General features: G+C 45.2%; 28 protein-coding genes. 12 read left to right on the plus strand and 16 right to left on the minus strand.

Going from position 1 to position 26,384, the window contains the following annotated elements; genetic code table 11:
• Positions 1-59: 59 nt before the first annotated feature.
• Positions 60-1,841, minus strand: a complete 1,782-nt coding sequence (locus tag AAAA78_RS06380) for a DEAD/DEAH box helicase (RefSeq protein ID WP_340590953.1) — start codon at positions 1,839-1,841, stop codon at positions 60-62.
• Between the two features lie 92 nt (positions 1,842-1,933).
• Complete coding sequence (locus AAAA78_RS06385; RefSeq protein WP_340590954.1) at positions 1,934-2,737, minus strand: hypothetical protein; 804 nt, start codon at positions 2,735-2,737, stop codon at positions 1,934-1,936.
• A 169-nt stretch (positions 2,738-2,906) separates the two neighbouring features.
• Between AAAA78_RS06385 and AAAA78_RS06390 the strand changes: the two genes are divergently transcribed.
• The 3 genes from AAAA78_RS06390 (at position 2,907) to AAAA78_RS06400 (ending at position 5,736) form a co-directional block, all read left to right on the plus strand.
• Positions 2,907-4,532: an ABC-F family ATP-binding cassette domain-containing protein gene (locus AAAA78_RS06390; RefSeq protein WP_295899639.1), complete on the plus strand. Its 1,626-nt coding sequence runs from the start codon at positions 2,907-2,909 to the stop codon at positions 4,530-4,532.
• Positions 4,529-5,323 (plus strand): alpha/beta fold hydrolase, encoded by a 795-nt coding sequence (locus AAAA78_RS06395; RefSeq protein WP_340590955.1) that lies wholly within the window; start codon positions 4,529-4,531, stop codon positions 5,321-5,323. The genes AAAA78_RS06390 and AAAA78_RS06395 overlap by 4 nt, the downstream gene beginning before the upstream one ends.
• Positions 5,324-5,472: 149 nt before the next feature.
• Positions 5,473-5,736: a hypothetical protein gene (locus AAAA78_RS06400; protein WP_340590956.1), complete on the plus strand. Its 264-nt coding sequence runs from the start codon at positions 5,473-5,475 to the stop codon at positions 5,734-5,736.
• A gap of 1 nt (position 5,737) precedes the next feature.
• Here AAAA78_RS06400 and AAAA78_RS06405 read toward each other — a convergent pair whose 3' ends face one another.
• On the minus strand, positions 5,738-6,784 hold the full coding sequence (locus tag AAAA78_RS06405; RefSeq protein ID WP_340590957.1) for a polyamine ABC transporter substrate-binding protein: 1,047 nt from the start codon (positions 6,782-6,784) through the stop codon (positions 5,738-5,740).
• A 29-nt stretch (positions 6,785-6,813) separates the two neighbouring features.
• Here AAAA78_RS06405 and AAAA78_RS06410 point away from each other — a divergent pair, with 29 nt between their 5' ends.
• The 4 genes from AAAA78_RS06410 to AAAA78_RS06425 are packed head-to-tail and all read left to right on the plus strand — an operon-like array spanning position 6,814 to position 10,580.
• Entirely contained in the window at positions 6,814-7,692 is an 879-nt protein-coding gene (locus tag AAAA78_RS06410) for an ABC transporter ATP-binding protein (RefSeq protein ID WP_340590958.1), read from the plus strand.
• Positions 7,689-8,516, plus strand: coding sequence for an ABC transporter permease (locus tag AAAA78_RS06415; RefSeq protein ID WP_340590959.1), 828 nt, complete (start codon positions 7,689-7,691; stop codon positions 8,514-8,516). The genes AAAA78_RS06410 and AAAA78_RS06415 overlap by 4 nt, the downstream gene beginning before the upstream one ends.
• Positions 8,513-9,352, plus strand: coding sequence for an ABC transporter permease (locus AAAA78_RS06420; RefSeq protein ID WP_340590960.1), 840 nt, complete (start codon positions 8,513-8,515; stop codon positions 9,350-9,352). The genes AAAA78_RS06415 and AAAA78_RS06420 overlap by 4 nt, the downstream gene beginning before the upstream one ends.
• On the plus strand, positions 9,321-10,580 hold the full coding sequence (locus tag AAAA78_RS06425; protein WP_340590961.1) for an MFS transporter: 1,260 nt from the start codon (positions 9,321-9,323) through the stop codon (positions 10,578-10,580). The genes AAAA78_RS06420 and AAAA78_RS06425 overlap by 32 nt, the downstream gene beginning before the upstream one ends.
• Here AAAA78_RS06425 and AAAA78_RS06430 read toward each other — a convergent pair.
• Positions 10,571-10,732, minus strand: a complete 162-nt coding sequence (locus tag AAAA78_RS06430) for a hypothetical protein (protein ID WP_340590962.1) — start codon at positions 10,730-10,732, stop codon at positions 10,571-10,573. The genes AAAA78_RS06425 and AAAA78_RS06430 overlap by 10 nt on opposite strands.
• 105 nt (positions 10,733-10,837) lie before the next feature.
• Here AAAA78_RS06430 and AAAA78_RS06435 point away from each other — a divergent pair, with 105 nt between their 5' ends.
• From AAAA78_RS06435 to AAAA78_RS06445, 3 genes are all read left to right on the plus strand, one after another.
• Positions 10,838-11,428: an RlmE family RNA methyltransferase gene (locus AAAA78_RS06435; protein ID WP_340590963.1), complete on the plus strand. Its 591-nt coding sequence runs from the start codon at positions 10,838-10,840 to the stop codon at positions 11,426-11,428.
• Complete coding sequence (locus tag AAAA78_RS06440; protein WP_340590964.1) at positions 11,425-12,108, plus strand: RluA family pseudouridine synthase; 684 nt, start codon at positions 11,425-11,427, stop codon at positions 12,106-12,108. The genes AAAA78_RS06435 and AAAA78_RS06440 overlap by 4 nt, the downstream gene beginning before the upstream one ends.
• Positions 12,109-12,229: 121 nt before the next feature.
• Positions 12,230-12,715, plus strand: a complete 486-nt coding sequence (locus AAAA78_RS06445) for a MarR family winged helix-turn-helix transcriptional regulator (RefSeq protein WP_340590965.1) — start codon at positions 12,230-12,232, stop codon at positions 12,713-12,715.
• On the opposite strand, the gene AAAA78_RS06450 is transcribed toward AAAA78_RS06445, so the two are convergent.
• The 5 genes from AAAA78_RS06450 to AAAA78_RS06470 all read right to left on the minus strand — a co-directional run bounded on the left by AAAA78_RS06450 (position 12,716) and on the right by AAAA78_RS06470 (position 16,551).
• Positions 12,716-13,375, minus strand: a complete 660-nt coding sequence (locus AAAA78_RS06450) for an HD domain-containing protein (RefSeq protein ID WP_340590966.1) — start codon at positions 13,373-13,375, stop codon at positions 12,716-12,718.
• Positions 13,376-13,393: 18 nt separating this feature from the next.
• On the minus strand, positions 13,394-13,735 hold the full coding sequence (locus AAAA78_RS06455) for a VOC family protein (RefSeq protein ID WP_340590967.1): 342 nt from the start codon (positions 13,733-13,735) through the stop codon (positions 13,394-13,396).
• Between the two features lie 36 nt (positions 13,736-13,771).
• The gene (locus AAAA78_RS06460; RefSeq protein WP_340590968.1) at positions 13,772-14,272 is read right to left on the minus strand and encodes a thermonuclease family protein; all 501 of its coding nucleotides are present in this window, start codon (positions 14,270-14,272) and stop codon (positions 13,772-13,774) included.
• A gap of 66 nt (positions 14,273-14,338) precedes the next feature.
• Positions 14,339-15,262, minus strand: a complete 924-nt coding sequence (locus tag AAAA78_RS06465; protein WP_340590969.1) for a S8 family peptidase — start codon at positions 15,260-15,262, stop codon at positions 14,339-14,341.
• Between the two features lie 179 nt (positions 15,263-15,441).
• Positions 15,442-16,551: a GGDEF domain-containing protein gene (locus AAAA78_RS06470; RefSeq protein ID WP_340590970.1), complete on the minus strand. Its 1,110-nt coding sequence runs from the start codon at positions 16,549-16,551 to the stop codon at positions 15,442-15,444.
• Between the two features lie 223 nt (positions 16,552-16,774).
• On the opposite strand from AAAA78_RS06470, the gene AAAA78_RS06475 reads away from it, so the two are divergent.
• Entirely contained in the window at positions 16,775-18,343 is a 1,569-nt protein-coding gene (locus tag AAAA78_RS06475; protein ID WP_340590971.1) for an FAD-dependent oxidoreductase, read from the plus strand.
• Here AAAA78_RS06475 and AAAA78_RS06480 read toward each other — a convergent pair.
• From AAAA78_RS06480 to AAAA78_RS06495, 4 genes are all read right to left on the minus strand, one after another.
• The gene (locus tag AAAA78_RS06480) at positions 18,340-19,545 is read right to left on the minus strand and encodes a hypothetical protein (protein ID WP_340590972.1); all 1,206 of its coding nucleotides are present in this window, start codon (positions 19,543-19,545) and stop codon (positions 18,340-18,342) included. The genes AAAA78_RS06475 and AAAA78_RS06480 overlap by 4 nt on opposite strands.
• A complete protein-coding gene (locus AAAA78_RS06485) occupies positions 19,542-19,979 on the minus strand; it encodes a pentapeptide repeat-containing protein (RefSeq protein WP_340590973.1) in 438 nt (145 codons plus the stop codon). The genes AAAA78_RS06480 and AAAA78_RS06485 overlap by 4 nt, the downstream gene beginning before the upstream one ends.
• A gap of 2 nt (positions 19,980-19,981) precedes the next feature.
• Positions 19,982-21,832, minus strand: a complete 1,851-nt coding sequence (locus AAAA78_RS06490; RefSeq protein ID WP_340590974.1) for a hypothetical protein — start codon at positions 21,830-21,832, stop codon at positions 19,982-19,984.
• Positions 21,833-21,970: 138 nt separating this feature from the next.
• Positions 21,971-22,594: a hypothetical protein gene (locus AAAA78_RS06495; RefSeq protein WP_340590975.1), complete on the minus strand. Its 624-nt coding sequence runs from the start codon at positions 22,592-22,594 to the stop codon at positions 21,971-21,973.
• Between the two features lie 120 nt (positions 22,595-22,714).
• Between AAAA78_RS06495 and AAAA78_RS06500 the strand changes: the two genes are divergently transcribed.
• A complete protein-coding gene (locus AAAA78_RS06500) occupies positions 22,715-23,344 on the plus strand; it encodes a hypothetical protein (RefSeq protein WP_340590976.1) in 630 nt (209 codons plus the stop codon).
• Here AAAA78_RS06500 and AAAA78_RS06505 read toward each other — a convergent pair.
• Genes AAAA78_RS06505 through AAAA78_RS06515 form a run of 3 tightly spaced genes read right to left on the minus strand, consistent with a single transcriptional unit; the run spans position 23,334 to position 26,205 of the window.
• Positions 23,334-24,608, minus strand: a complete 1,275-nt coding sequence (locus AAAA78_RS06505) for a PQQ-binding-like beta-propeller repeat protein (RefSeq protein WP_340590977.1) — start codon at positions 24,606-24,608, stop codon at positions 23,334-23,336. The two genes, AAAA78_RS06500 and AAAA78_RS06505, sit on opposite strands and share 11 nt — an antisense overlap.
• A complete protein-coding gene (locus AAAA78_RS06510; RefSeq protein WP_340590978.1) occupies positions 24,605-25,780 on the minus strand; it encodes a hypothetical protein in 1,176 nt (391 codons plus the stop codon). Before AAAA78_RS06510 ends, AAAA78_RS06505 begins: the two co-directional genes overlap by 4 nt.
• A complete protein-coding gene (locus AAAA78_RS06515; protein WP_340590979.1) occupies positions 25,777-26,205 on the minus strand; it encodes a pentapeptide repeat-containing protein in 429 nt (142 codons plus the stop codon). Before AAAA78_RS06515 ends, AAAA78_RS06510 begins: the two co-directional genes overlap by 4 nt.
• Positions 26,206-26,384: the final 179 nt, after the last annotated feature.

Consider the following 26,384-nt stretch of genomic DNA (forward strand, 5'->3'; position numbering starts at 1 on the left):
AACTGAGACGCTGCTTCAGCTTCGGGCCACTGGCCCTACGCTCTGCCGACTTCCGTCGCTTAGGCGTCGCGGTGCTGTCTGCGAGGGCCGCGGAAACGTTTAATACCGCTGTGCTCGCGACGTTCGTTGCTGCCACGCTCAGAGCGTTCAGAGCGTTCACTGCGCTGAGGACGATCGCTCGAAGAGCTTGCGCTCTTTTGTGGACGATAACCAGTCACTTCGCTGCGAGCAGGACGGTCATCACGGCTGGCGAAACGAGGACGTTCGCTGCGCTCTTCAGTGCGCTCGCCACCACGGTCATTACGGTCTGCACGGTAACCACCGCGATCGCCGCGATCAAAGCGACGGCCGCCGCCACGGTAGCCGCCACGGTCTCTATCACCACTACGGCCACCATCGCGACCGCGAGTGAAACGATTGTCTTGGGGATCACGAGGCAAAAGTTCACGAGGGATACGATCACCCATATAATCAAGCATCATGTCTTTTTTCACGAACACGTTCGGGAAGTAAGCCACGATAAAGCGGGCTAATAAATCTTCTTTAGAAAGTTCTTTGAAGTTGATGTCACCAGCTTGAATCAAATCTTGGATCAAATCCATCGCCAGTTGTAATTCAGGAGCGTCCGTTCCCATAGAGCTTACGCGATCCAAAACGTCTTTGATTTTAAGACCGGCAACTTCATCAGCTGAAGGTACCACGCCTTTAGTAAGAACGGCTTTCGTTGTGATCATCACACGGCGAAGAAGGTTCAGCTGCTCTGGATTTACCAAAGTGATCGCCACACCTTTTTGACCGTTACGGCCGGTACGACCAATACGGTGAACATAAGACTCTGCATCCCAAGGAAGAGAGTGATTGATCACATGAGTAAGATCTTTGATATCCAAACCGCGAGCGGCAACGTCTGTCGCTACGATGACTTTCACTTGGCGAGATTTGAATTTCTTCAAAGTCGCTTCGCGCTCTTGCTGGCTCTTATCGCCGTGCAAAGAGTCTGCTGGGAAACCACGTTGAGTCAATACGTCGGCAAGCTCTGCCACTTCCATTTTCGTTTGGCAGAAGATGATGCCGTAGAATTCAGGAAGAGTTTGCAACAAGCGACCGATGACTTCTGTTTTGTAGGAATTTTTAACTGTGTAGTAAACTTGTTCGATCGTGTCAGCAGCGCCGACTTTGTTCACCTGAACTGTTTCAGGATTTTCAAGGTAAGTCGAAGAAAGACGACGAACTTCAGGGCTCATCGTCGCAGAGAACAACCACGTACGGCAAGCCGCGCGAAGTGAATCGGAATCTGCCGGTTGAGTTGCTTTCAAAATTGTTTCCATGTCTTCTTTAAAGCCCATGGAAAGCATTTCGTCCGCTTCATCAAGAACCACTGTTTTTACGTTTTGAAGCTTGATGATTTTTTGTTCAAGGAAGTCAACCAAGCGGCCTGGAGTCGCCACGATGATGTGCGCTCCTTTTCTGATACCTTCCATTTGGGTGCGGTAGCTAGAGCCACCATAGATCGTCACAACACGAACGCCTTTTTTCTTACCAAGCAAAGTCAATTGCTCGGCTACTTGCAAAGCAAGTTCGCGTGTCGGGCTCATAACGAGCGCTTGAGTGTCTTTGATCGTTGCATCGATATTCTCAACAAGAGGAATACCGAAGGCTGCAGTTTTACCAGTGCCTGTTGAAGCAAGACCGATGAAGTCTTGTGCTCCTGCGAGCAATAGTGGCAAAGCTTGGCGTTGGATGGGCGTCGGTGTCGAGAAGCCCATGTCTTGCATCGCTGCCAAAAGGGGAGCGCTAAGACCAAAGCTTTCGAAACTATCAACAGTTGTAAGTGGAGTCATTCTAGAGGAACCTTTCAGATATAGGAAGGGCCCAAGATAAACGATCTCGGGCCCAAAAGCTCTCTATTTCTTGGGTTTCTCTGGACAGTGTACTATTTGCACAATGAGAGTGATTTTACGATTCCTTGGATGTTGCTAATTTGCTGATAGCGTCCACCTGATTTGATCACAGCCCAATACACTCCCGAACTCACGACAATCGAACCTTTGCTCTTAATCTGCTTTGCCATAATGCCAACGCCGCAGTCGAGATTCAGATAGGGACTCAAAATAGTTTTTTTCGGATCTGAGCCGCTTAAGTTTTTATCCTTCGACCAATCAAATTTGCACCACGGTGCCCACTCAATGTCCTGATAGGAAAGTTGCAAAAGTCCCTCGGAGTAAACAGGTTGTCGTGTGACGGGATCTGTTCCCATTGTGGTCTCTTGCATGCGTGAAGTGGGACTGTAGCCGCTCTCATATTTTGCAATCGCGACAAAGAGTTGAGCCCACACATTCGCGCGCTCGTTGTTGTCCAAGGAGTGATAGCGAGGGCAGAAATTTGTGATGTCATTAGAGCCGGGAAGCAGACTGTTCCAATCATTCAAGATGATTTTTTGTAAATACTCGGACCACTGCGTGCGCTCAGGATACTTCGTGCTTTCCCAAGCCAGCGGCACCATTTTGTAAGAGGGCTCTGGCGTCGGTGAGGGAGGAGGAGTTTCCGTGTTGTTTCCGTTGTTTGTTCCATCATCTATTCCTGGATCAGTGACCCCAGAACTTTGGTTTGAATTATCAATGCTTGTGACCGGAAATTGCCCTGATTTCGCACAGCCCGTCGACAGGACTAAGAGGAAAATCACCGTCGCTGCGATTATATTGTTTCTCGAGTGAGTGTGGTTCGATGTTGCAGTCATTTGCTACCCCCGAAGTGGTAACAAAGCAACACGAAGACCAAGTGAGACCGCCGTAAAATTCGCTAAAGTCCGCCTTTTTGTGTACACTCGCGAATGTGCATACAAACTAGGCAAAATATTTTAAAATATTGCGAGAAACTTCACGAATTTCAGGTTATACAAAGGTCCTATGATTCATTTATCAAATATCTCTAAGCAGCACGGAAATAAAATCCTTTACCGCAATGGTTCTTTTCAAATCAATGCTGGTGAAAAAATCGGACTTGTGGGGCCTAACGGTGCCGGTAAGACAACCATCTTCCGCATTATCACAGGGGAAGAAGGCGTTGACGGCGGAACGGTTTCAAAATCGGATCGCACAGTCATTGGATACTTCTCACAAAACATTGAAGACATGCGCGGGCGTACAGCTTTGGATGAAGTGAAATCCTCTGTGGGTAACATCGGTGACATGCAAACTCGCATGCAAGAGTGCGAAGCAAAGCTTGCAGATCCTGAACTAGATGCTGATGAGATGACAAAGATTCTTGAGACATACGGAGAGCTTCAGGCGGAGTTTGAACGTTTGGGCGGTTACGATCTTGAATCTCGTGCTGCAGAAATCCTTACGGGTCTTGGCATTGGTCCTGATGATTATCATCGTCCGACGGAAAGTTTTTCTGGCGGTTGGAAAATGCGTATCGCCTTGGCGAAAATTCTTGTTTTGAATCCTGAAGTATTGCTGATGGACGAGCCGACGAATCACTTGGACGTGGAGTCGATCGTGTGGCTTGAAGAATGGCTTTCGAACTATAAGGGCGCGATCCTTATGACAAGCCATGATCGCGACTTCATGAATCGTCTGGTTACAAAAATTGTGGAGATTGCGAATAAAACTATCACGGTCTACGGTGGAAATTACGATTTCTACGAGCGTGAACGTGAAATTCGTAAAGAACAATTGATTGCAGCGGCCAAACGCCAAGAAGACATGCTCGCAAAAGAGGAAGAGTTTATCGCCCGCTTTGCCGCGCGTGCATCGCATGCAGCGCAAGTTCAATCTAGAGTTAAGAAGCTTGAAAAAATTGATCGTATTGAAATTCCACCTGAAGAAGCTGAAATCAAATTTGAATGGCCTGTTCCTCCACGCGGCGGTGAAGAGGTTGTTAAGTTCGAGGGCTTAGCTAAAATTTGGAAGCGTGATGACGGAAAAGAGAAATTAGTTTTCTCTGGCGCCAATGCTTTGGTGAAACGCATGGACCGTATTGCGGTTGTCGGCGTGAACGGAGCAGGTAAATCCACTTTGTTAAAAATTATCGCAGGCCACGCCGATCCGTCCGAAGGAAAAATGACTTTGGGTGCTTCTATCAACGTGGGCTACTTCAGTCAGAATTCTTTGGATGTCTTAGATCCAAAGGCAACGATCTTGGATGAAGTTCACTCTCGCATTCCCAATGCGGGTTTGGGTTTTGTGCGCAGTCTTTTGGGCGCCTTCAAGTTTTCTGGCGAAGAAGCAGAAAAGAAAATTTCCATTTTGTCGGGCGGTGAGAAATCCCGCGTGGTTCTGGCGACAATCTTAGCGCAACCTGTGAATCTGTTGATTCTGGATGAGCCGACGAACCATCTTGATATCAAATCTCGAGAAGTTCTTTTGGAAGCGATTAAAAACTTCCCAGGCACAGTAATGATCGTAAGCCATGATCGCCATTTCTTGCGTGAGGTGACGACCCGTGTGTTTGAAGTAGATAAAAACCAAATTCGCATCTACGAAGGCGATTACAATTACTACCAACATAAAAAACAAGAGATGGCATGATAAAGAAGAATCTGGATTTGCGAAGCTTTAAGATTCCTCTGGGGAAATTAGCCCCGCAGGAATCTTTTCGCACTCGCCAGGGTGATCTTCTCTCTTACCGGTTTTATCCTGCGTGGTGTGATGACTTGGTTGTTCTCTATCACGGCGTTGGAAGTGACAGCCGCTATATGTGCGTTCTGGCTTCGGCGATCGCAAGTGCGGGAATTGCCAATGTGGTGACTCCGGATTTACGTTGTCATGGAGTGAGTCTTGCGCTGTCAGATAAAATTTCTCCGTCACAACTCGAAATCGATCTTGAAGAGTTGTTGATTCATATAAAAATGCAAAGAGCCGTTTCGCGAGTGATCTTAGCCGGGCATTCGATGGGAGGCGGGTTTGTTTTGCGGGTGGCGGTTTCTGAAGTGCGCTCGCAGTTTGCAAAGTTTGTGGCATTGGCGCCAAGACTTCCGACATCTTTGAATGCTTTCTACGAAGACTATGGTGGATGGATCTCACCTGAAGCAGACGGTGGTTTTCGTGTGAACATGGCGGATATCTTTAAATCCGGTCAGGAAAAACTTCATTACAGTCCGGAATATTCCGCCGCGGTTTCCGCGCCCGATGATGTGTTAACTCGTCTTGAAAAATTAAAACCAAATTTGAGCGTCGTGATTGGTGCAGAGGATGAAGTCGATATTCCTTCTCGCTATGCAGAGCTTTTTTCCTCTATCAATGTGCCCGTGCAAGTTGTTGAGGGACTCAATCATTTGACTCTTGTCTCAAAACCGGATGCCTATTTGTCTCGTTTTTAAAAATCAAAACATAATTTTTCCCAAGTTGATTGAGAAACATTAAAAGCTTCCGCAAAGAGTGAAAAACAACTTGTTTCCTTTAAGCCCGGTAAAAGTCCTGCCGAAGAGTTCTACAGAATAACCAAATATTGAACGTAGGTGGTGGTTATATGAATTCGGAGCTCAGTGCATTTGCCTTGAGGCAAGTGTTGGCTTCTACAGTCGTGGTTGGTCCGATCCTTATCTTGATTGGGCTTTGCTATTATCTCTTTAAACAAGATCGCAGAAGTGTGGTGCTGTATCTCGGGGCGGGTGTTGTCTTTACCGTCATTGGGGCCGCCTGCCTTTACGTGGAGTTTAAAACAGAGGTGCCGGAAGAGGCTGCGGGAGAAAAGCAGGCGGAGACTTTGGCCGTCGAGCCCGCCCGCAAATAGATTACTTCGTTTTGATCTCAGTCCATGAGTCTTCAAAGAGCTTATTGTGCTCTCCTAAGTCATGAATGCGCTCCATTTTTTTCAGAGTGCTATCAGGAGGGAAGAGAGCTTGGTTGTTTTGAAGTTCTTTAGGAAGTTTTCCTTGAGTGTCTTTTAAAACAGGGCCGCCTAAAATGGTTTTGACCTTATTGATTTCGGCGTTCTCACTCAATAAAAAATTAATCAACTGATGAGCCGCCTCGGGATGTTTGGCGCCCTTCACAATTACAAGGTTGTCGATGGCGAAGGTCGTTCCTTCATCAGGAATAATATACTCAATTTTTCCTGGAGATTTTACAGCCGCTTGCAGAGCATCCGAAGAGTAAGCTTGAGCCGCAGCGACTTCTTTATTGTTCAAAATATCAATCGTGTCAGAAGAAAACATTTTAATATTTTTCTTCGCCGTCAAAAGAGTGTTCTTAGCCTTTTGAATTTCTGCGGCGTTGTTCGTATTCACACTGTAGCCATGAAGCTTTAAAGCCGCGCCCATGGTCTCGCGGACGTCATCCAACAGAGCAAATTTTCCTTTGAGCTGTGGATTGTCTAAAAGATCCTTCCAGCTATGGACTGCGCCCTTGTAAAGTTCACGATTGACCGCAATGCCCACGGTAGTCCAAGTGTACGGCAATGAAAACTGGTTTTCCGGATCGAAGTTTTGTTTCAGAAACTCAGTAGAGACCAAGTTCTTGTTGGGAATGAGTTCGGCTTTCAGTGGCTCGAGCAGGCTCATTTTGCGCATGATATCGACCATGTAGTCGGAAGGAACCGCAACATCAATGCCCGAAGAACCCATTTGGATTTTTGCTAAAAGCTCTTCATTTGAGGAGTAGTTGGAAATATTGATCTTAATGCCGGTCTCTTTTTCAAACTGCGCCTGCAATTCGGGGGAGAGATAATTGCCCCAAATCGATAAATTGACTTCTTTTTTGTCGTAGCTGACCTGTTCCTTTTTCGTGCACGCCGAAAGAAGCCCACAAAGAAGCAGCCCGATCATCAATATTCTCGACATTTTTTTATTTCCTTCTTATTGTTAAGCAGATGTTAGAACTTCTAAATATCGGTAAAAGTTTTTCCAGTCAAACGGCGTTGAAGGGAGTCAATCTCTCCATCGCTGAAGGGGAGTTTTTCTCTCTGCTGGGCCCCAGTGGCTGTGGTAAAACGACGCTTTTGCGCATCATTGCGGGACTGGAAAGAGCTACTCACGGGCAAATTCTTTTAGATGGTCAAAGAGTCGACCATCTGCCGGCTCAGAAGCGTCCTTTCAATATGGTATTTCAGCGCTATGCTTTGTTTCCGCATCTGACGGTCGGTGAAAATATCGCCTATGGTTTAAAAATCAAAAATCTTTCCAAAGATCAGATCGAAGCCAAGGTCGCTGAAGTGCTTGCGTTGGTGGATATGGCGGAATTCCGTGATCGTAAGCCCGAAACACTGTCGGGCGGACAGTCCCAGCGAGTGGCCGTTGCCAGAGCTCTCGTGAATGAACCGCGGGTTCTTCTTTTGGATGAACCGCTCTCGGCTTTAGATCAAAAAATGCGAGAGCACATGCAAAAAGAGTTGCGCGCTCTGCAAAAAAAACTAGGACTGACTTTTATCTGTGTCACGCACGATCAAGAAGAAGCTCTGGCTTTGTCGGATCGTATCGGGATTATGAGCCACGGCCTTTTGGAGCAGGTGAGTTCGCCGCGAGAGATTTACGAAAATCCTGAAACGATTTTTGCGGCTCAGTTTATTGAATCAACAAGCATGCTTAAAGGGGAGCTTGTCGAAGTGAGTGAAGATCTGGCTACCATTCGTTTGGGTGATGGCAGTTTGATCAAAGGCAAAGTTAATATTCCTCCTGATCAAGTTGTTCTCGGCATGAGTTTAGAAGCTTATGTACGGAAGGCCATGATGTTTGGGGAACGCGGGAAATGAGACTCCGCGATTTCTTTCTTCTTCCGGCTCTTTTATGGTTTTTAGTTTTTATCCTTGCGCCTTTAATGATTGTTGTGGGGGTGAGCTTTGCCACTCGCGGAACCTACGGCGGCATTGAATGGCTTTTTGCTTTTGAAAACTACCTTCGCGTTTTTTCAGAAACCTATGCCGGTATTTTGTTTGAAAGTTTAAAACTGGCTTCTCTGACAACGTTCCTCTGTCTGGTGTTGGGAATTTTGATTTCGTGGGCTATGGCGACGGCAGACTCTTCGGTCCGACGGTTGTATGTTTTAGCGATGGCACTTCCTTTTTTAACCAATCTTGTGATTCGCGTTTATGCCATTCGTGTCTTTGTCGGCGTGGATGGTCCGTTGCAATTGTTTTTGCAGTTCTTAGGCGTGCCGTTTGATCCTTTTTCTTTGACGCAAAATAAGTTTCTTGTGTTGTACGGGATGGTGACGACTTATCTGCCATTCATGGTATTGCCTCTTTATGGCGCTTTTGAAAAATTTGATTTTAACCTGGTCGAAGCCGCTCAGGATTTAGGTGCAGGCTCTTGGAAGATTTTATTTTCTGTGATTCTGCCAAATCTAAAAAAAGCTCTGTGGAGTGGAGCTTTGTTGGTGTTCATTCCTTCTTTAGGTGAATACGTCATTCCGGATTTATTAGGTGGCGCTAAAAATATGCTTTATGGAAATCTTATCACCGAACAATTTTTGAAATCCCGTGACTGGCCCTTTGGCTCCGCTCTTTCTGTTGTGATGATGGTGATCTTAGTAGGGCTTGTTTTTGTGATGCAAAGACGGCGCGGGAAGGTGTCATGAAGAACGAACGTTCTCGTCCGAAGGCCCCTCTTGCAGCTCGTATTGTTTTATGGATGACGCTGTTATTTTTGTATTTGCCCATTGCCGTGATGATTTTAGGTGCGGTCTTCGTTCGGGAAAATGAACAGATTCAGGCGACTTTGAAATGGTTTGTGGAAGTTCTTAACGACGACGCCTTAATGGGTGCGCTTTGGAATAGTTTTGTTGTCGGACTTTGTGCAAGTGTTCTTTCGACGCTGATCGGAACCGCCGGAGCATTGGGGCTGCGCCACAATAGACGTGCGTGGACGTGGGCTGTGGAAGGTCTTTCCGTTGTCTCTTTGATTTTTCCTGAGATCGTTTTTGCACTGTCGCTTCTTTCTTGGTTTTTTATTCTAAAAATGGAATTGGGATTAACGACAGTCGTGCTTGCGCATGTGAGTTTTTCGGTTTCGTATGTGATGATGACCGTGAGCTCTCGCTTAGCGACCGTGGATGCTTCCTTTGAAGACGCCGCTCGCGATCTTGGCGCGAGTGAATGGCAGATTCAAAAAACGGTGGTGCTTCCGCTTTTAGCTCCGGCGATTTTAGGCGGATTTATTTTAAGTTTTCTTTTGTCGTTTGATGATTTCCTCATCACATATTTCGTGAATGGTGTGGGACAAGATACTTTGCCCGTAAAACTTTATACGGCGATGAAGCTTGGTGTGAGTCCCAAGCTCAATGCGCTTTCAAGCATGATGTTTTTAATGACTCTGTCAGCGTTGATTTTCTTCTTCCGTTCTTCAGCTTTCCGTGTTCTCTTTGAAGAGAATCGGGGGAAGAATGGATCAAGCGCAGAAGAAAAAAATCTTTAGTTGGGCGTTGTACGACTGGGCAAACAGTGCTTACTCCACAACGGTCATGGCCGGGTTCTTTCCCATCTTTTTTAAAAAATACTGGAGTGACGGAGCTGATGCCATCGTCACAACCGCTCGTCTCGGGACTGTGATTTCCATCTCAAGTTTAATCATTGCTCTTCTAAGTCCGACCTTGGGAGTTGTTGCCGACTTAAAAGGTTTTAAAAAACTTTTTTGTCTTCTGTTTACTTTTGTCGGTGTTGTGGCCTGTGCATGGATGGGATTTATTCCGATGGGAGACTGGTGGGCGGCAATGCTTGCCTATGGAATTGCGATGATGGCGTTTAATGCGAGCAGCGTCTTTTACGACTCGCTTCTTCCTTATGTCGCGGAAGGGGCACAAATGGATTATGCCTCGTCGTTGGGATATTCAATGGGATATCTTGGTGGCGGTGTTTTGTTTTTGATCAATGTTCTGATGTATCTTTTCCCGGCGTTTTTTGGTCTTGCGGATGGTGTGATCGCTATTAAAATTTCTTTTGTGATGGTGGCCGTGTGGTGGATGGGATTTTCATTACCTCTTGCCAAGAATGTTCCTGAACCGCACGTGGAAGCCAACAGTCACAACATTTGGCGACTCACCCAAGAGAGCCTTCGGACTTTAAAACGAACTTTGAAGTCTCTTTTGCATGAAAAAAATCTTTTAATCTTTATGATTGCTTACTGGCTCTATATTGACGGTGTGTACACAGTGATGACAATGGCTGTGGATTATGGAATCGCCATTGGCTTTGAAGCAAAAGACTTAATCGCCGCTCTTTTAATCACTCAGTTTATTGGTTTTCCTTGCGCTTATTATTTTGGAACCGTGACAAAAAAGTGGGGAACAAAAGCACCGATTCTTCTTTGCATTGTCATGTACGCAATCACGGTCATCCTGGCGACAAGAATGTCTCAAGCATGGCATTTTTATTTATTGGCCACTGTGATCGGTATGTTCCAAGGCGGTGTTCAATCTTTAAGCCGCTCTATGTTTGGCCGAATGATTCGTAAGGAAGAAAGTGGCGAATACTTTGGGCTGTTCAATCTTGTTGGACGTTTTGCTTCCATTTTAGGACCGATGGTGGTGGCCGTGGGAGTCACCGTGACGGGCGACTCTCGTCTAGGAATGATGGGCTTGCTGATTTTGTTTGTCGCCGGTGGTTTGATGTTGGCTCTTGTTAAAGAACCTTCCACTCACTCGTGAGGCGGATTTGAGGAATCTTCTTGTTGTTCGGCGATGATCTTTTTTGCTTTATTGCCGGTAATTCCCATCCACTCGGGTAAGAACACAGCAATCGCCACGAAGACCATTGTTACGACGATAAAAAAGATGCCCATAGCGATGACGATGCTCATGAATCCCCCCAAAAGAGTGTATCTTTTCTAGTATAAATGGGCGCAAAAGGGAATGCAAAATTTAGTATTGGACTTTAAGACGGGAAAACGACATAACCCTCCGATATGACTTACAATCCTCGCGATCACTATTTTAGAAAAGCCAAGCAAGAAAACTTCGCCGCGCGCTCTGTTTTTAAACTCGAAGAGATCGACAAAAAATACAAACTCTTTAAACCGGGACAAACGGTTTTGGATTTGGGGGCTTCTCCAGGGTCGTGGTCGCAGTACGCCTCAAAGAGTGTCGGTGAAAAAGGACGTGTTTTGGGTGTTGATTTAAGCCCTGTCACAGTGAAGCTGAACAATGCTGTTTTTATTCAAGCCGATTTGCGTGATTTGAATCTTGAAGACATTTTCAAAGAGCACGGTTTTGTGCCGCCCTTTGATTTGGTTCTTTCCGATATGGCTCCAAAGACAACGGGCATTCGTATGACGGATCAGGCACGCTCGATGGAGCTTTGTGAGCTGGCGTTGGATGTGGCTCGTCGTTTTCTAAAAAAAGACGGTCACTTTGTTTGCAAACTATTTCACAGCGACGATTTTTCTAAGCTTCGCGATGAAATTAAGAAAACGTTCCATAAATGTGAGGCAGTGAAACCGGACTCAACACGTAAAATTTCCAAAGAAATCTTCCTCGTCGGCATCGGAAAAAAATGATTCGCATTATTTTTCAGAACGATTTTTTCGTCATCTGTGACAAGGAAAGTGGTGTGCTTTCGACACCGAGCCGTCATGAAGAAAGCGATAAGCGGTGTTGTTTAGGCACTGCTTTGCAAGATTTTTTAAAGCAGCAAATCTATCCGATTCATCGTTTAGACTTCGAAGTTTCAGGCCTAGTGATGTATGCAAAGACGCCGGAAGCTCATCGCAAAGCCAATGCTTGGTTTGAACACAAACAAGTTCAAAAGACTTACAGAGCACTGACAACGGCGCAAGATTATTCCCACATTCCCGCCAATGTTCCTAACCAAAAAATGGCGATTTCACTTACACAGCCAGGTTTAAAATTTGAATGGAAATCGCACATTCTTCGAGGGAAAAAGCGCGCTTACGAAAGTGCGCAAGGTAAAGACAGTTTAACTCTTGCAGAGTACTTAGGAGTGAATGAACAGGGATATTTGATGTGGGATCTACAGCCTGTCACAGGTCGTTCACACCAACTGCGTTTTGATCTCAGTCGTCATGGTTTTCCCATTCTTGGTGATAAACTGTATGGATCAAAAGTAGATTGGGGAGTGGATCGGATCGCACTTCGCGCTTACAAAATTGATTTTTCCAATGCGCCCGGAGCAACGCCTTTAGGGCTTCCAAGTGATGTCACTTTGACATCACTTTAGTGCGCAAAAATATTTTTCGAAAAATTTCTTTCATCATTTTTGAGCCTCGCAAAATGTCATGTATGAGAGCGCATACAAAAATAAAGTTGCGTGATTTGGTTTCATCGTTCTAAATGAAGAAATGAACAGAGATTCGTTTTCACAATATCGTTCAGAGGTGAGTGAAGTTATGGACTACATTCGCCATATCTTCAAAGCTCTTCGCGTTTCATCAAGTCAGTTTGAGAAAGAATTGGGTCTTAGTGCCGCTCAGATTTTCGTTCTGAAAAAGCTCAAAGAGGAACCGGGTCTTTCGATCAATGATCTTGCGTCGAGAACAACGACACATCAAAGCTCCGTGTCCGTTGTCGTAAAGAAATTGGAAGAGCAAGGCTTGGTGTCTCGCGCGATCTCCAAGGAAGACTCACGCCGTGTGGTTGTGTCGCTGACTCCGGAAGGAGAGCGCAAGCTTGGGGAGATTCCTCGCACTGTGCAGGAGCAGATGATTGATTCTCTTCAGAAAATGAATCCAGAAAAAACAGCGACATTGGCGATGTTGATGAAAGAGTTCGTCAATCAGGCGGGCATTGTAGAAAATGCCGCGGCTCCGATGATGGAAAATAAATAATCAAATTTCTCTTTTGATTTGATCTAAGTAAGTTTTGATGAAGGCGACACGATGTTCGCCTTCTTTTTTTGCAGTTTCCGTATTGAGATGATCCACCAATTTAAAAATTTTCTGATAGAAGTGATCAATACCAAAACTTTTATCATCCAGATTTCGTGATTCCGCCCACGGATCTTCTTCAGCATAAAACGGACGGCTCATCAAAGTTGACGTCGCAAAACAGCGGGCGATGCCAATAGCACCAAGACTATCTAAACGATCAGCGTCTTGAACAATCTTCGCTTCCAAAGTCTGCGGTTTGATATTCGCACTGTAGCTGTGAGCTTCAATCGCATGGCGAATGCCTTCAAAATATTTTTCGGGATAACCGACGGACTTTAGATACTCAATTGCCGCTTCTGCCGAAAGTTGGGAGGCATACGGGCGGCGTGGATCCCCCTTTGGAACGTTGATGTAGTCGTGAAAGAACGCCGCAGGCATCACGATATTCCAATCACCGTGTTCAGCCATACATAAGTTTTTCGCTGTGCTAACGACACGCTGGATGTGCAGATAATCATGGGCGGGATCCGAGTGTGGATACAGTACGCGAGCCTTATTGCTAAAAAGCTCGTACCATTTTTTCTCTTCGGTGTGAGGGGCGTTTTTGGTTTTTTCCATGACGTTATTTTAGGCGTACTATTCAGGCTCTGGCAAATTGATCAAAGACTCTCTGCCGGGAGCTTCCCAGAGTTCAATTTTATTGCCTTCCGGATCGTAAATCCACGCAAAGCGTCCATCCTCACTCACTTCAAGGTGGTCATCAATGCGGACACCTTTGTCGGCCAATCGCGAAATCAACTCTGCAAGGTCTTTGACTTGAAAATTAAGATCGTTCGGTGGATTGGAAGGCGTGAAGCGACGGGTGTTATAAGGCGAAACATTAGGCACAACGAAAACACCTTCTTTATTTAAAGTGAGTCCTAAATTGTCTTTATACCAACGATACAGCTTTTCGGGGTCTTTCGCTTTTAGTTCCATAACCTAGTGTGCCCCTAGGTTAAAAATCCGCGCAAGCTATTTGCTGGCAGGCTGACGAAGAACCTTGCACCAATCAAGATGTTGCTTTGTTCCACTGTCATAAGAATAAGCGAGATTGTTCTTTAGCAGAATGTCTTTAAGAGAGCGTCCGTCCACCATAACGTCAGCAAGGATACGGAAATATTTATCACGCTGAACGTTGTGCAGCTCTACAGTTTTGGCATTTTTCAAAGTCGTGGCGACAAGATTTCTAGCAACGCGACCGGCTTCTTTTTCACAACGATTCTTGGTCTTTACTTCCGGTGTATCAATCCCATAGACACGTACAGAAATGTTTTTTCCAATCAAAGCCGGAACGTCAGGAATATTGACGGTGAGGGTGTCGCCATCATAGTTCTTTAAAACTTTCACGCAGCGAAAAGTTGTATCATCGTGGACGCAATTCGTAGACGTGGATTCTGTGCGAGCATGGGTGCTTTCCGTGCACGCCGTGAAAAGAAAAACTAAAGGAAGAATAAAACGCAGATGTTGATTCATGTTTTTATTTTAGGTTGTCTCTTGGCATATTGGCAAAGGGCTTCCGAAGAAGCCCTTTGCGTCAATCTAAGGGGAGAAGTTGAAAGAAGCCTGAAGACTTGAAATACGGGACTGCGAACGTATTTTCTTTGAAAGCATGCTGTCTTTCACGGCATTTTTCTCTAGAAACTTTTTAATATCCTCGGGCTTCCACGATTTATCCGACTGAATCATCAGGGACGCCGCAAGTCCGCTCACCCAGGCGGTCGCTTGTGATGTGCCTGTCATATACCCGTAGCGTCCTCCGGGAAGAGCAGAAAGGATATGGTTTCCGGGTGCAACAATGTCGACAGATTTAGCGCCATAGTTGCTGCTTGCTAAAAGGCGCTTGCGTGCATCCATGGCAGCCACAGAAATAATATTGCTCAATCGGTAGCCCGCTGGATAGTAGCCGACGCGGTCGGTATTGCGCCCTTCATTTCCCGCCGCTGCAACAAAAAGAATTCCCTGTCTTTGTGCATCGCGGATAGCAGCTTCCTCCAGCGGGCTTCGTACGTCGCCACCACCTGAATAGTTAATAATATCAGCCTTCATTTTCGTCGCATAACGAATGGCCTTCACCGTATTTAAGAGATTGTCGTCCCCTGACTTCTCTGGATCGTAATATTTTAGAATCATAAACTTCACGCGGTGAGATTTTGCTTTTTGCAAAATGATTCCCGCAATGTGAGTTCCATGTCCGTGGTTGTCGGAGATGTCATTATTATTAGAAACAAAATTCCATCCATGGAGGTCTTCGGCATATCCATTGCCATCATTATCTAATGAATTTTCTTTTTCTTTCGGATTCACCCAAAGATGTTTTTTTATCAAAGGATGATTCACATCAACGCCCGTGTCGATGATCGCCACAACGATGTCGCGAGTTTCCTGAGCGAAAGAAGTCACAGGAGAAAGAGTTGTTAGTAAAAGAGGAAATAAAATTTTTGGGTGGAGTGCTCTTGTCTTCATGACAGAGACACAAAGCAAGGGCAGGGCCAGGTCGTTGGCGAGTTTAATTTGAACTCGGCCGGAAAATCGCTGCGAGTGTTCAGAAATCTCTAAACATAAAAAAAGCCCGAACGAATGTTCAGGCTTTTCTGGTCACTAAAATTTCATTTACGAGTGTCTAAACTTTTGACACTTTCCCTCTAGGCGACACGCTTTATCGCAGTGCCTTTAGAGATCGTGTATTTGTTGCGGCCTGTTTGCTTAGATTCATATAAAGCCTCATCAGCGCGCTTATACCAGCTATCGGCGCCTTCGTTTTTCGTGATTTCTGCAATCCCCATAGAGACCGTAAAACGAATTTCTAGCTTTTCATGGACAAAAACTTCTTTGCGGATGCGATTCATCGCTTCCTCAGCCATGCGGATGGCAGCCTCTGTGTTGCATCCCGGAAGAATCACAGCGAATTCTTCACCTCCCAAGCGGGCGATAAAGTCTTCTTCGCGAGAAAAGCTTTCTTGCAGCAGGCGCACGCATTCTTGCAAGACAAAGTCGCCGATATCATGCCCGTAGGCATCGTTGACCTTTTTAAAGAAGTCGATGTCCAAAAGAATCAACGTCATCGGGTCGCCGTCAATGTCGTGAAGTTGTAAATAGCGACGAACTTGCTCATCGTAGCTCTTGCGGTTGTGAGCTCCTGTTAAGTGGTCACGGCGCATAGTCTGATTGGCTTCCATCAACTGCTTTTTCACGGTGGTGAGATTCTTTTTGATGGACTCCATGCGTTTTGAACGGCGCTCATTATTGACGTTCTGATGCTTTAAATAGAAGTTAATAAACTCACGGGAACGCGCACGCAGCTCTTCGATGGAGTTGGACTCTACCGCTTCACGCAGTTGTTCAAGGCTTTGATTGATATCTCCTTGCGAAGAATCTTCAATGTGAGCCTCTTCACTTAAATGATCGGCAAAATCCCAGATGATGCGTTTAAAATCATCAAACGTGTTTTGCACATAAGTGTACTCGTCAATGCGATAGCTTGAAATAAACTGGCGTATTTTAAAAAGGGCCTTTTCAACTTCTTCCGCATCGGATTGCACCAATTCCTTGGCAAACGTGTCGAGCTTTGCGCGAACTTTACGGACTTGGTGATTTTGAATTTCAAAAAGATGTTTGTTGTAGACATCTAAGATGTAGAGCAGGGTTGCACGGTCCTCGCTCAACGAAGGAGCCTGAGGTGCTTCCTTCCCGTTGGAGGGTGTGCCCCAGTCCATATCAAACTGCTCAACAAGTTTTTTCACCCATTGTTTCAAGTGCCGCCTCCTACTTACGTAGCGTAAACAAATCCAGTATTCTCATCGGAATTTGGTCGGTCCTAATGAAGATATCGGCTTAAAAATTCTCGAAAGTGGTGTCTCATCCTGAAACATCTGACAAAGATGCAACATGAATTGTTGTTTTTCTGCATAACTTCCGCACACGACCTGCGGGACTTTCTGATTGACACTACAATAAGGGTTCAACAAGGAGAATCCCATGGCTGTGAGCGCGAAGACCAGTGGTCCTGATTTCTCTAAGGGTATTTCTGAAGAGGCTCTGAAAGACGGTGAAAGTCTTTTAGGTCACATTGGGGATGAACCGGTTTTGTTAGTGCGACAAGAAGGCCAATTCTATGCCGTGGGAGCGCAGTGCTCACACTATGGCGGACCTTTGAATGAAGGTTTGATTGTCGGCGATACCGTGCACTGTCCTTGGCACCATGCCTGTTTTGATTTAAAGACCGGCGAAGTGTTAAAAGCTCCGGCCTTAAATCCCATAGCGGCCTGGCACGTCGAAGTACGAGACAAAAAGATTTTTGTCATTGATAAAAAAGCGCCCGTCGTTAAACCCAGAGAAAACACGGCGTCGCAAAAGTTTGTCATTATTGGTGGAGGAGCCGCCGGATCTGCTGCGGCCGTGATGTTGCGCCGTCATGGCTTCCAGGGGACGATTCAGCTGATTAGCGAAGACAAGTCTTTGCCTTATGACCGGCCCAATTTATCCAAAGATTTTTTGGCGGGAAATGCGCCAGAAGACTGGCTTCCCCTTTATTCAGAAGAATTTTATAAAGAAAATAAAATTCATGTGGAACTTGAGGTGCGGGTTGAAAGAATAGATCCTCATCGACAAACTATTCTTTTATCCAACAGTAAAACTTTGAAATATGATCGCTGCTTGCTCGCAACCGGGGGAACTCCAATCATTCCTCCGATCCCTGGAATTGAAAAGGATCATGTCTATATGTTGCGGTCCCTGGTGGATTGCCGTCGCATTATTGCACGGACTTCGTGGGCTTCAAAAGTGGTTCTTATTGGTGCGGGCTTTATCGGTCTTGAAGTGGCAGCGTCTTTAAGAATGCGCAACATGGAAGTTCACGTTGTCGCTCCGGAAGAAATGCCATTGCTCAAGGCTGTCGGCGTTCATGTGGGAAGTTTTTTAAAGAAGCTTCATGAAAAACATGGCGTGCATTTTCATTTAGGTCATACGGTGAAAGAAATCCGTGACCGCAGCATAGTTCTCGACGAAGGCCAGACAATTCCCTGTGATTTTGTGATTGTCGGAACGGGTATTAAACCGAATGTCGCCTTGGCGGAAAAAGCGGGATGTAAAACGGATCATGGTATCGTGGTCAATGAGTATTTAGAAACCAGCGTGCCTGGCATCTTTGCGGCAGGGGACATTGCTCGTTGGCCCGATCCGCGCAGTCAAAGGCCCATCCGTGTTGAACACTGGGAAGTGGCTGAGCGCCAAGGCCAAATAGCGGCTTTAAATATGTTAGGTGACCGGGTGCGCTTTCAAGAGGTGCCGTTCTTCTGGACTCAGCACTACGACGTGACACTCAATTATGTCGGCTTTTCGGATCGCTTTGACCGGATGGATGTGATCGGCGATATGGAGAAAGACGACTTTGCAGTGGCCTACTATGAAGATCAGCGAATCGCATCGTTTCTAACTGTCGGACGTGATAAAGAAAATCTCTTGGTGGAAGAGGGCCTTGTGCACCTGGATGATAATAAAGTGCATGAGATCATCCGAAAATTTGAACATCGGTTTGAAGCGCGCTAGTTTCCGGATTTGGAAAGTTTATTGATCCAGGCATTGGGAAAAAAGCTGGAGTAATTCAATTCTTTTTCGCAGATATTCGTGGCAGCTACAAGAGGCTGCCATTCTTTTTGACCCTCATAGCGTGCAGGGATCATCAAATCAATTTGCAAAACCTCAGGATCTTTTTTCGCCCATTCACAAGCATTCTGGGCCAAACGCCAAAAGACCATCGAATCACAATGGGTGCGCGTGATAAGCCATGGAGGTTGCAGAGGCAATTCTTCTTTTTCCTGGTTCTTTTTCCAAATCGAAAGATGAGGTTGGCACTGCACGCGACCGTCGTACATGATCATCGCATACATACGACCTTCTCCTGTCATTGCGGCGTCACCCGGAATAAAATACTGAGGAAGTTGCAAAGCCACGAAAACAGCTAACAGTGCTTTGGCGGCTCTCGGTTTAAGCACGAGTTTAAATGTGTCTTTTATTCTAAGCGGAGGCACCAAAGGACGAGTGATCAGAAGAATTCCTAAAAGCAAGAGCATCACCGACGGATAAAAAAATCTTGTGAGGTGCCATGAATATAAATGGAATATTGTGAGCTGGATAAATAGAAAGTAAAACCAAACGTTTTTCTGTGCGAATAAAAGAAAGATCAATCCCAGCTCAAGAATCAACACGTACCACACGCCAATTCTTGTTAGAAAAGGCGGAATTAGAAGATCATTGATCGCAGCCCCGCTAAGCCAATTAGTATCAATTTTTAAAAGACCCGCGGTAAAATAGATAACAAAAAATGTGAAGGGGAGAGAGTACGCTCTTTGTGGAACAAGCAAAAATACAAGTGTGATGAGAGTTGGCAGATAGTGATAGTTTCCTGTCAGTCGATAGTCTTGCAAGATGATCAGATTTTTAATGATAAGCAGCGCCCACAAAAGAGGAATAGCAAAACGGTATTTACGAAGAGCCCAGAGAAGTACGGATGCCACCGCTAAGATTAAGTAAAACCCTAAAACTCCATTTAAAATTTTATGACTGGGTTTGAATTTTTCACACGCATCCATCAGCGGCCAACAAATAGAAGGTGTCGAAGGCGATAGAATCCAATGCAAGGGTTTTTCTGTGAGCCAGAAAACAAAAGTCAGAATATGTTCAAGGCTTAGCAAAATGCCGACGCCAGCCAAGGCGGGATATTTTTTTAATTCAGCAATGAGGTTTTTCATGGCTGCTCCCTCATGCCTAAACTCAAAGCCACATCTTTGGAAAATGGCAGCTGCGTCTCTTTATCAAAAAGCGCCCCCTCAAGTCGTGCGCCGTAAAGTAGCGCTTTCGATAAATCCGTTCCTTGCAAGTTAGCATTGCGAAGATCCGCAAAACTTAAATGCGCTTTCGCTAGATTTTTGTGTGAAAGATTTTGATCTTTTAAAATAATAAACGGAGCGAAAAGTCTTTCTTGCAGGATGATTTCAGAAGCTGGGAATTGAGGCTCAACGCCGGGATTCAGGACAGGAAAGAGGGGTGTGAACACTTGATCTTGGGACGGAAAGTTTAAAGAATTGATTTTAGGTTTTGGAAACAGAAGCTGACCCCAAGGGGTCAGCTGGCTTAGTAAAAGAATTGAAATAATAGAACCGTAGTAAAGACCAAGGCGCTTCATTCTTAGAATCCGTCACCATCACCGTCGCAAGACCCACCTGTGGAGTAAGTGCCAACCCCTACGATGCTTCCGTTCATACATTGAGAAAGAGTCGCGGAGCTGCAACTACTTGATGAAACGTAAACGCGACCATGAGGAGTGCCTCCGCAAGCAGCACCTGCTGCAACGGCAACGTTATTAACAGCAGTAATACGGCCTGTGGAGTCCACATAGAATTGCGGGATGTAAGTCGTACTACCATACCAACCAGGACCCACGCCAGTGTTGTTCAACCATACGGAAACAGAGCCAGAGGAACCACCACCGCCAAGTCCATTACTGACGGAAATATTTGTGATGGTACCACCAGAGTTGTTATCTGGTTGACCGATCCACTGAGAGCCATCCCACTTCAAAACTTGTCCCACTCCTGGAGCTGCACTAGATACGTTGCGACCTTGCAGGCGTTGCACAACAGTGGAGCTTTGTCCTCCGGCAACGTCACCAGAAAGTGCGCCATAGAATCCAGCGGCATTACCTGGAATATTTCCTGTTACTTTCGCACCGGAAACCGAAGCGATTTTAGCGTCAGTGACATTTCCGTCTGCGATCTTTGCTGTAGTCACGTTGCTATCAGCAATTTTAGCCGTTGTTACAGCGCTATCAGCGATCTTTGCGGTTGTCACATTTGCATCTGCAATTTTGGCTGTCGTTACATTGCTATCGGCGATTTTTGCCGTAGTGATATTGCTATCCGCAATCTTAGCTGTAGTAATCGCGCTATTCGCAATATCTACTGTCGCAATAGAACCATCCAGAATTTTTGCTGAAGTAATAGCTGAATCAACGATTTTATTTGTACTGACAGCACCATTTGCGATCTTATTAAATGTAATTGCACCGTCGGCGATTTTTGAGTTTGTCACAGAAAGATCGATAATCTTGTTTGTGCTCACAGACTCATCTGCCAACTTATCAGTTGTGATAGCGTTATCCATAATTTTTGCGCCCGTCACAGAATTGCTTGCCAGATCCGCTGTGCCGATAGATCCATCTTCAATGTTAGAAGAACCTACGGTCGTATTGCCTGTCACAACATCCTGCCATTGACCACCAATGGAAACTTGGACAGATTGCGAAGTTTCATCATAGCGCATAAGACCGTCACGAGCTGGAGCTGCGGCCGTTCCGTCGGAAGAAGGAATACCGATAGCGCCTGTCGTTGGCGAGCTTGCACTAGGATTTAAGAGCGAAAGAAGACCATCAAAGTTTGACGGCAAGAATAAAACTTCGGCACGCTCTTGAGTGACATTGGCCGATTTCGCAATAAAGTCAGCGGCTTTTTTGCCTTCCAAAGCGACGGCATTTTCTGACTCCATCGCATAAGGAACAGAGCGCATGCTGAAATCAGGCGATAAAGCTACAGTCTCAGTACCTACAGTGAAAGAGACGCGCACTTTACGAGTATCTCCAGCTTGAGGCGTATAACTGTTGTATCCGGAAGCACACTTTGTAAGGCCGGTAAGAGTTCCGGTGTTTTTAAGAACTTTATGAACAGGAAGGCTAGGGCCGACATTTACGACGGAGGCTCCTGACTCAGAAGCTCCAAGAACGAAATTAATCACACCCTTGCTGTTGTTCATATTCACAACGCGCTCTTCTTCAAAAAGCACGCACGATTCAGCACCAGGTGAAAGAACCTTGATATTAAAGGTGACATTAGAATCTTCAAGTGGAAGACCGTCAGGTTGGATGATACGACCTTGGACTGTTAAACCTTGGGGAACTTCAGAGAAAGAGACTTGCGCGAACGCGGGTCCCGTCATCGAAAGAACGGCCAAAATTACCAAAGTTCTTTTAATTGAGAAGTTCATACGTGTTCCTTTTAATATACGTTCAAGTAAGGACTCTCACACTTTTCTACCCATCTTATCGGGTAATCTTGAGGATTTATAAATAGCCTTTGTTAAAAATTACTAAAAGTGAACGGAAGTGTTTTGGAATGAGACAAATTATTGGCGAGAAGATTCTTTGATGTTTTTACGGCAATCTGGTGTAAGCTCTGCGACCTTTTCTTTTAAACAACCGAAAAAGTGACTTTGCTTAGGGCAGAACTTAGCGATGTCTGTTGAACAGGCTTTCCGAAAGACTTCCTGAACAGTTTTTACTTGGCTAAAGCACGCTCGCGAAAGCTGGTCCTTCTTGCTTCTAAGGCAAGCCAATGGATGCTCAGCAAGAAAACGGTTCTGAGTGCAGAGTTTTTCATATTCATCCGCACAATCAGGTGTGTCCTTCAGAAGCGTTCTTTTTACTTCTTCAGGTTGAAGAGGTTTTCTAGGATCGTAGTGAGGATCGAATTCTTTTGGAACGGTATAATTTGAGAGATCAGCCAATGGCGGTTCTTTTATGGGAGCGACAGCTTCAATTTTCGGAGGCGGAGGAATCGGTTGCTTCGAAGGTGCAATTTGAATAGGGCCACTGGCAATCGGAAGAGGCTGTGATTGAATTTGCGGTTGCGGTTGTTGTTGAATCACTGGAACTGTATTGTTTTGAGTCAAACGCACAGCGATCAGTGCCGAAGACACAGATATAAAAACAGTACCAATAATAAGGAGGAGGACGTTCCGGGTGTTCATATCTATATATATTGTCGGAGGCTTTTCTTAGTTACTTAAGGTCTTGAATATGAGTTGTCATCGCAAGCCATTTAAGAAATCTCATAAACTTACCGATAAATAGAGGTGATGGAGGCAGTCATGAACCGGTACGTCTTTGCACTGCTTATGGTAACATTCATGTTTTTAACGGGTTGTGGACTTGAAGCAAGCCTTGAAAATCTTGCGGGCCTGTCCTCGCCGAAACTTCCCCCGGGTATTGAACTTCCCAAAAGACCCGTTGCGGGCGTTGTGACTGATCCGGACAAATCCGATTTTTTAAATACCGAAATTTTAGTAGGATCGCACGGGACTGCCGATGGACAGACGATTTTGCAAATTGTCGTGCGGCTGATGAATTCAGATAACACTGTGGTTGCGGGCTATGTTCCGGAATACAGTATTACGAACGGCACCGGCGTTATCAAAGGCGCGTGTACAGCCAGTGATAACTTCGGTGTGTCGATTTGCTCTTTACGCTCGACCGATTCTGGAATTAAAACAGTTCGTCTGGAAAATACAGCTGATTTTCATCCGGAAAAGGATGTCGTATTTGATGCTCCCGTTAAAGAGACAACAACGATTGGAAGTTCTGGTGGTGATGTTCAAGAGGTTTCAAATCCACGCGGTTGGCGCATGACTGCGACTGTCGGTACCCAATATGACAAAGTGGTTACAAGTAAAAATGGATACCAATTGCGCGTAGGACCTGTAGGTTCTGTCACTGAGTAAGAACCAAGAGTCCATCTTTTCCTGAAGTCGCTAAGAACAAATGACTGTTGTAATAAACTGGAGAGCTTGAGAAAGCACTCTCTAGTTTTATTTTTTGCAGAACTGCTCCTGTTGTGAGATCGTGAATGCAAAGGGCTTTGTCTTCGCAAAGAAATATCACTGCTTCCTGCCGACGATAAGAAAGAATCAAAGGACTTGCTTGCGCTCGGGCGTTACGGTCTTCAATTTTTGAAGACCAAAGAATTTGCCCAGATTCTGAATTCAAAACGAAATTCTTTTTGTATCCAGTGATAGCAAGACGTTTTCCATCAGCACTGAGTGAAGGGCAACTCATGCCGCCATCATCCAGTGCTGTTTTCCAGCGAAGGACTCCGGAGGTACTATCAAGAGCATAAAAGAAGCCGTCCCAGGAAACGAAGTAAGCTTTGTCGAGGTGAATTAAAGCGGCGCATTTAATGTCGTCTTTAGTTTGAAAAGACCAAATATTTTTTCCAGTAGAAAGTTCGTAAGCCTGCATTTGTCCGGTGTTTGAACCGAGCAGAATCTGTTTGTGGAGAAGATCCAAGGCCGGGGAAGAGTGCGGATGATTTCCAATCAATGGAGATGTCCAGAGCCAATTTCCACTTTTCGCATCAATCGCTAAAAGATAGCCGTTCGGATCCGCTAACTCTACTCCGACATATAAGAGACCCTCATGCATAAAAGGAGAAGAGCCGATCGTAACGCCGGTTTTAGTAATCCAGCGGATTTTTCCGGTTTGTTTGTTGAGGCTATAGAAATAGCCTGCATAGTCACCTATATAAACGCTATCATTGTCCGTAAGCGGTGTGGAGTGAAATCCTCGGGAACTGACATCATTATAAAACTGCCAAAGAAGTTTTCCACTCCAATCATAGGCACGTAAATATCCCGTATCGTCAGCGACATAGAATCCGGAATCGTCGACGGCAGGAGAGCTTTTACTTGCGCGATGAATACCGTTATTCAGCTGGGCCACTTTCCATTTTATCTGGAATGAGGAAAAGCGGTCAGGCTCAGTAACAAAAGCATTTCCTAAACGCTCGGGGCCGCCCCGGTAGGTAGAAAGAGCCTTTTTATTCTCTTCCGTGCTTAATTCATACTGAAGGGTGGAGCCTTTCACAGGAGTTTTTAACTTCTCAAAATGAAGATCTTTTTCCAAGAGCGGAAGGGTTTTAACTTCAGCACGAATCAAAAGTCCTACGATTAATAATGAATAAAAGCTTAAAAGAATTTTTTTATTCATAAAAACTCCGCCCATAAAATCGATGACGGGTTTTTATTGCAAATGTCTTTAACAAAGAGTCTTGTATCAAGTTTGCCGGTTGTCGTTCGGCGCGACTGAAGCCAAAAATCAAATTTTTCTGTGGGATCTTTACAAACAGATTTAATTTGAGAAAGAAAAACCAAAGGATCGCATTGCGTTCTTGTTGAAGGTGCTTTAACGAAAGGATCGTAAACCTCTTCGGAACTATGTTTATGGCGGATCAGAAGGGTTTCGCATTCCACCCGGGCGTCCAGCATATTTAAAGATAAAATCCGTGGGGCCCCTGTGGTTGCGGGATCTTGAAAGGCAATACTTGGGATCACTTGTAGCAAGATTAAAAGCGAACACAAAATGACCGTGCTTTTATTCTTTAATGTGGATCGATCTAAATAAGCTTCCCAGTTTTCCTTAAAAAGAGGAATAAGAATAAAAAGGCCAAGGAGTAAAAACATCGTCAGCGGATAGAAATAACCTACGATGTGCCATGAGAAGATGTGAAACAAAAGAAACTGGACAAAAACACCGGCACGGATCCACTTGTTATGGTTAAAAAGACCCAAGACAAAAATACACTCTAAAAGAACAGCGTAAATAAGACTGAAATGCTGAAGCTGAGACGGCAAAAAACTAGGGGAAATAAGTGCTACGCCGGACAGCCATTCAGGATCAAATTTTAAAATTCCCGCGCCCCAATAAAATATACCGATAAAGAACGGAATGATGACTTTTTTACGAGGAAAGAAGAGAAACCCAAGATGAGTGAAAAAACTCATGTAGTGATAGTTTCCCATCAATCCATAAGAAAGACTTGTGAAAAACACTTTCAGAAGTAAAAGAAAAATGAGCCCGGCATAACCAAAGCGAATCTTTCCTAAAAAGAAAAGAGCGGCCGTTGCAATACCCACCAAGGCGTAAACCTCAAGGAAATATGCGGCTCCCAAAGAATTCGTGAAACGAAGTGCATCACAAAAAGGAACCATGGGCCAACAAAGAGGCGAAGAAATTTGGGACGCCTTAACGACCAAATCCAGGGACCGATCTGTCCAGAAGTAGGCGCTCAAAACATGTGTGAGGGCGAGCAGTCCGCCGTAGATCTGCAAAGCTTTGGAATTTAGAATTTCTTGGAGCTGTCGATGAAAGTAAGCTCTCATGGGGAATCCTTGACGACAAAGTTCCATTTTTTGAGTTGCTCTGAAGTAATCGTTTTGGCGGTAGCCGAGTCCACGCTGCAATTTGTACAAGCTGTCGAAACAAAATCGGCGCGACTTAGATCGGAACGAACAAAGCGAACATTTTTTAGAGTGCTCGCCAGAAAGTGGAGGCCATCCAAATAAGAATCTTCAAAAAGCACATCTTGAAGTAGGCAATGTGTGCACTTTACTCCAGCTAAATCTGAGCCTATGAACTGAACGAAATAAAGATCTGCCTTCGAGATCCGGGTTCCGGTAAGCCGAGATTGGAGCCAGTTCGTGTTTTTGATGGAAATCTGAAACCAGGTGTTCTGCGAAAATGAGCTGCCACTGAAATCGGCGTTAATGATCTGAGCAAAAGCCAGCGGCTGCTCAGAGAATTCCATTTTGTTATTCTTTTGGCCACTCAGGGGAGACGCACTCAACGAAAGTCCTAAGGAAGTTCGCGGAGCTGTCATGGAAATAATGAAGACGATCCCAATAAAAACCAAAAGTCTCATGATGAGACGATCATGACAGTTTTTTCTCGTGGAAACAATCCAGTTTTTTCGTGAAATTCCGATAA

Origin of the sequence: Bdellovibrio sp. BCCA (assembly GCF_037996825.1) — a bacterium.
Classification (GTDB): Bacteria; Bdellovibrionota; Bdellovibrionia; order Bdellovibrionales; family Bdellovibrionaceae; genus Bdellovibrio.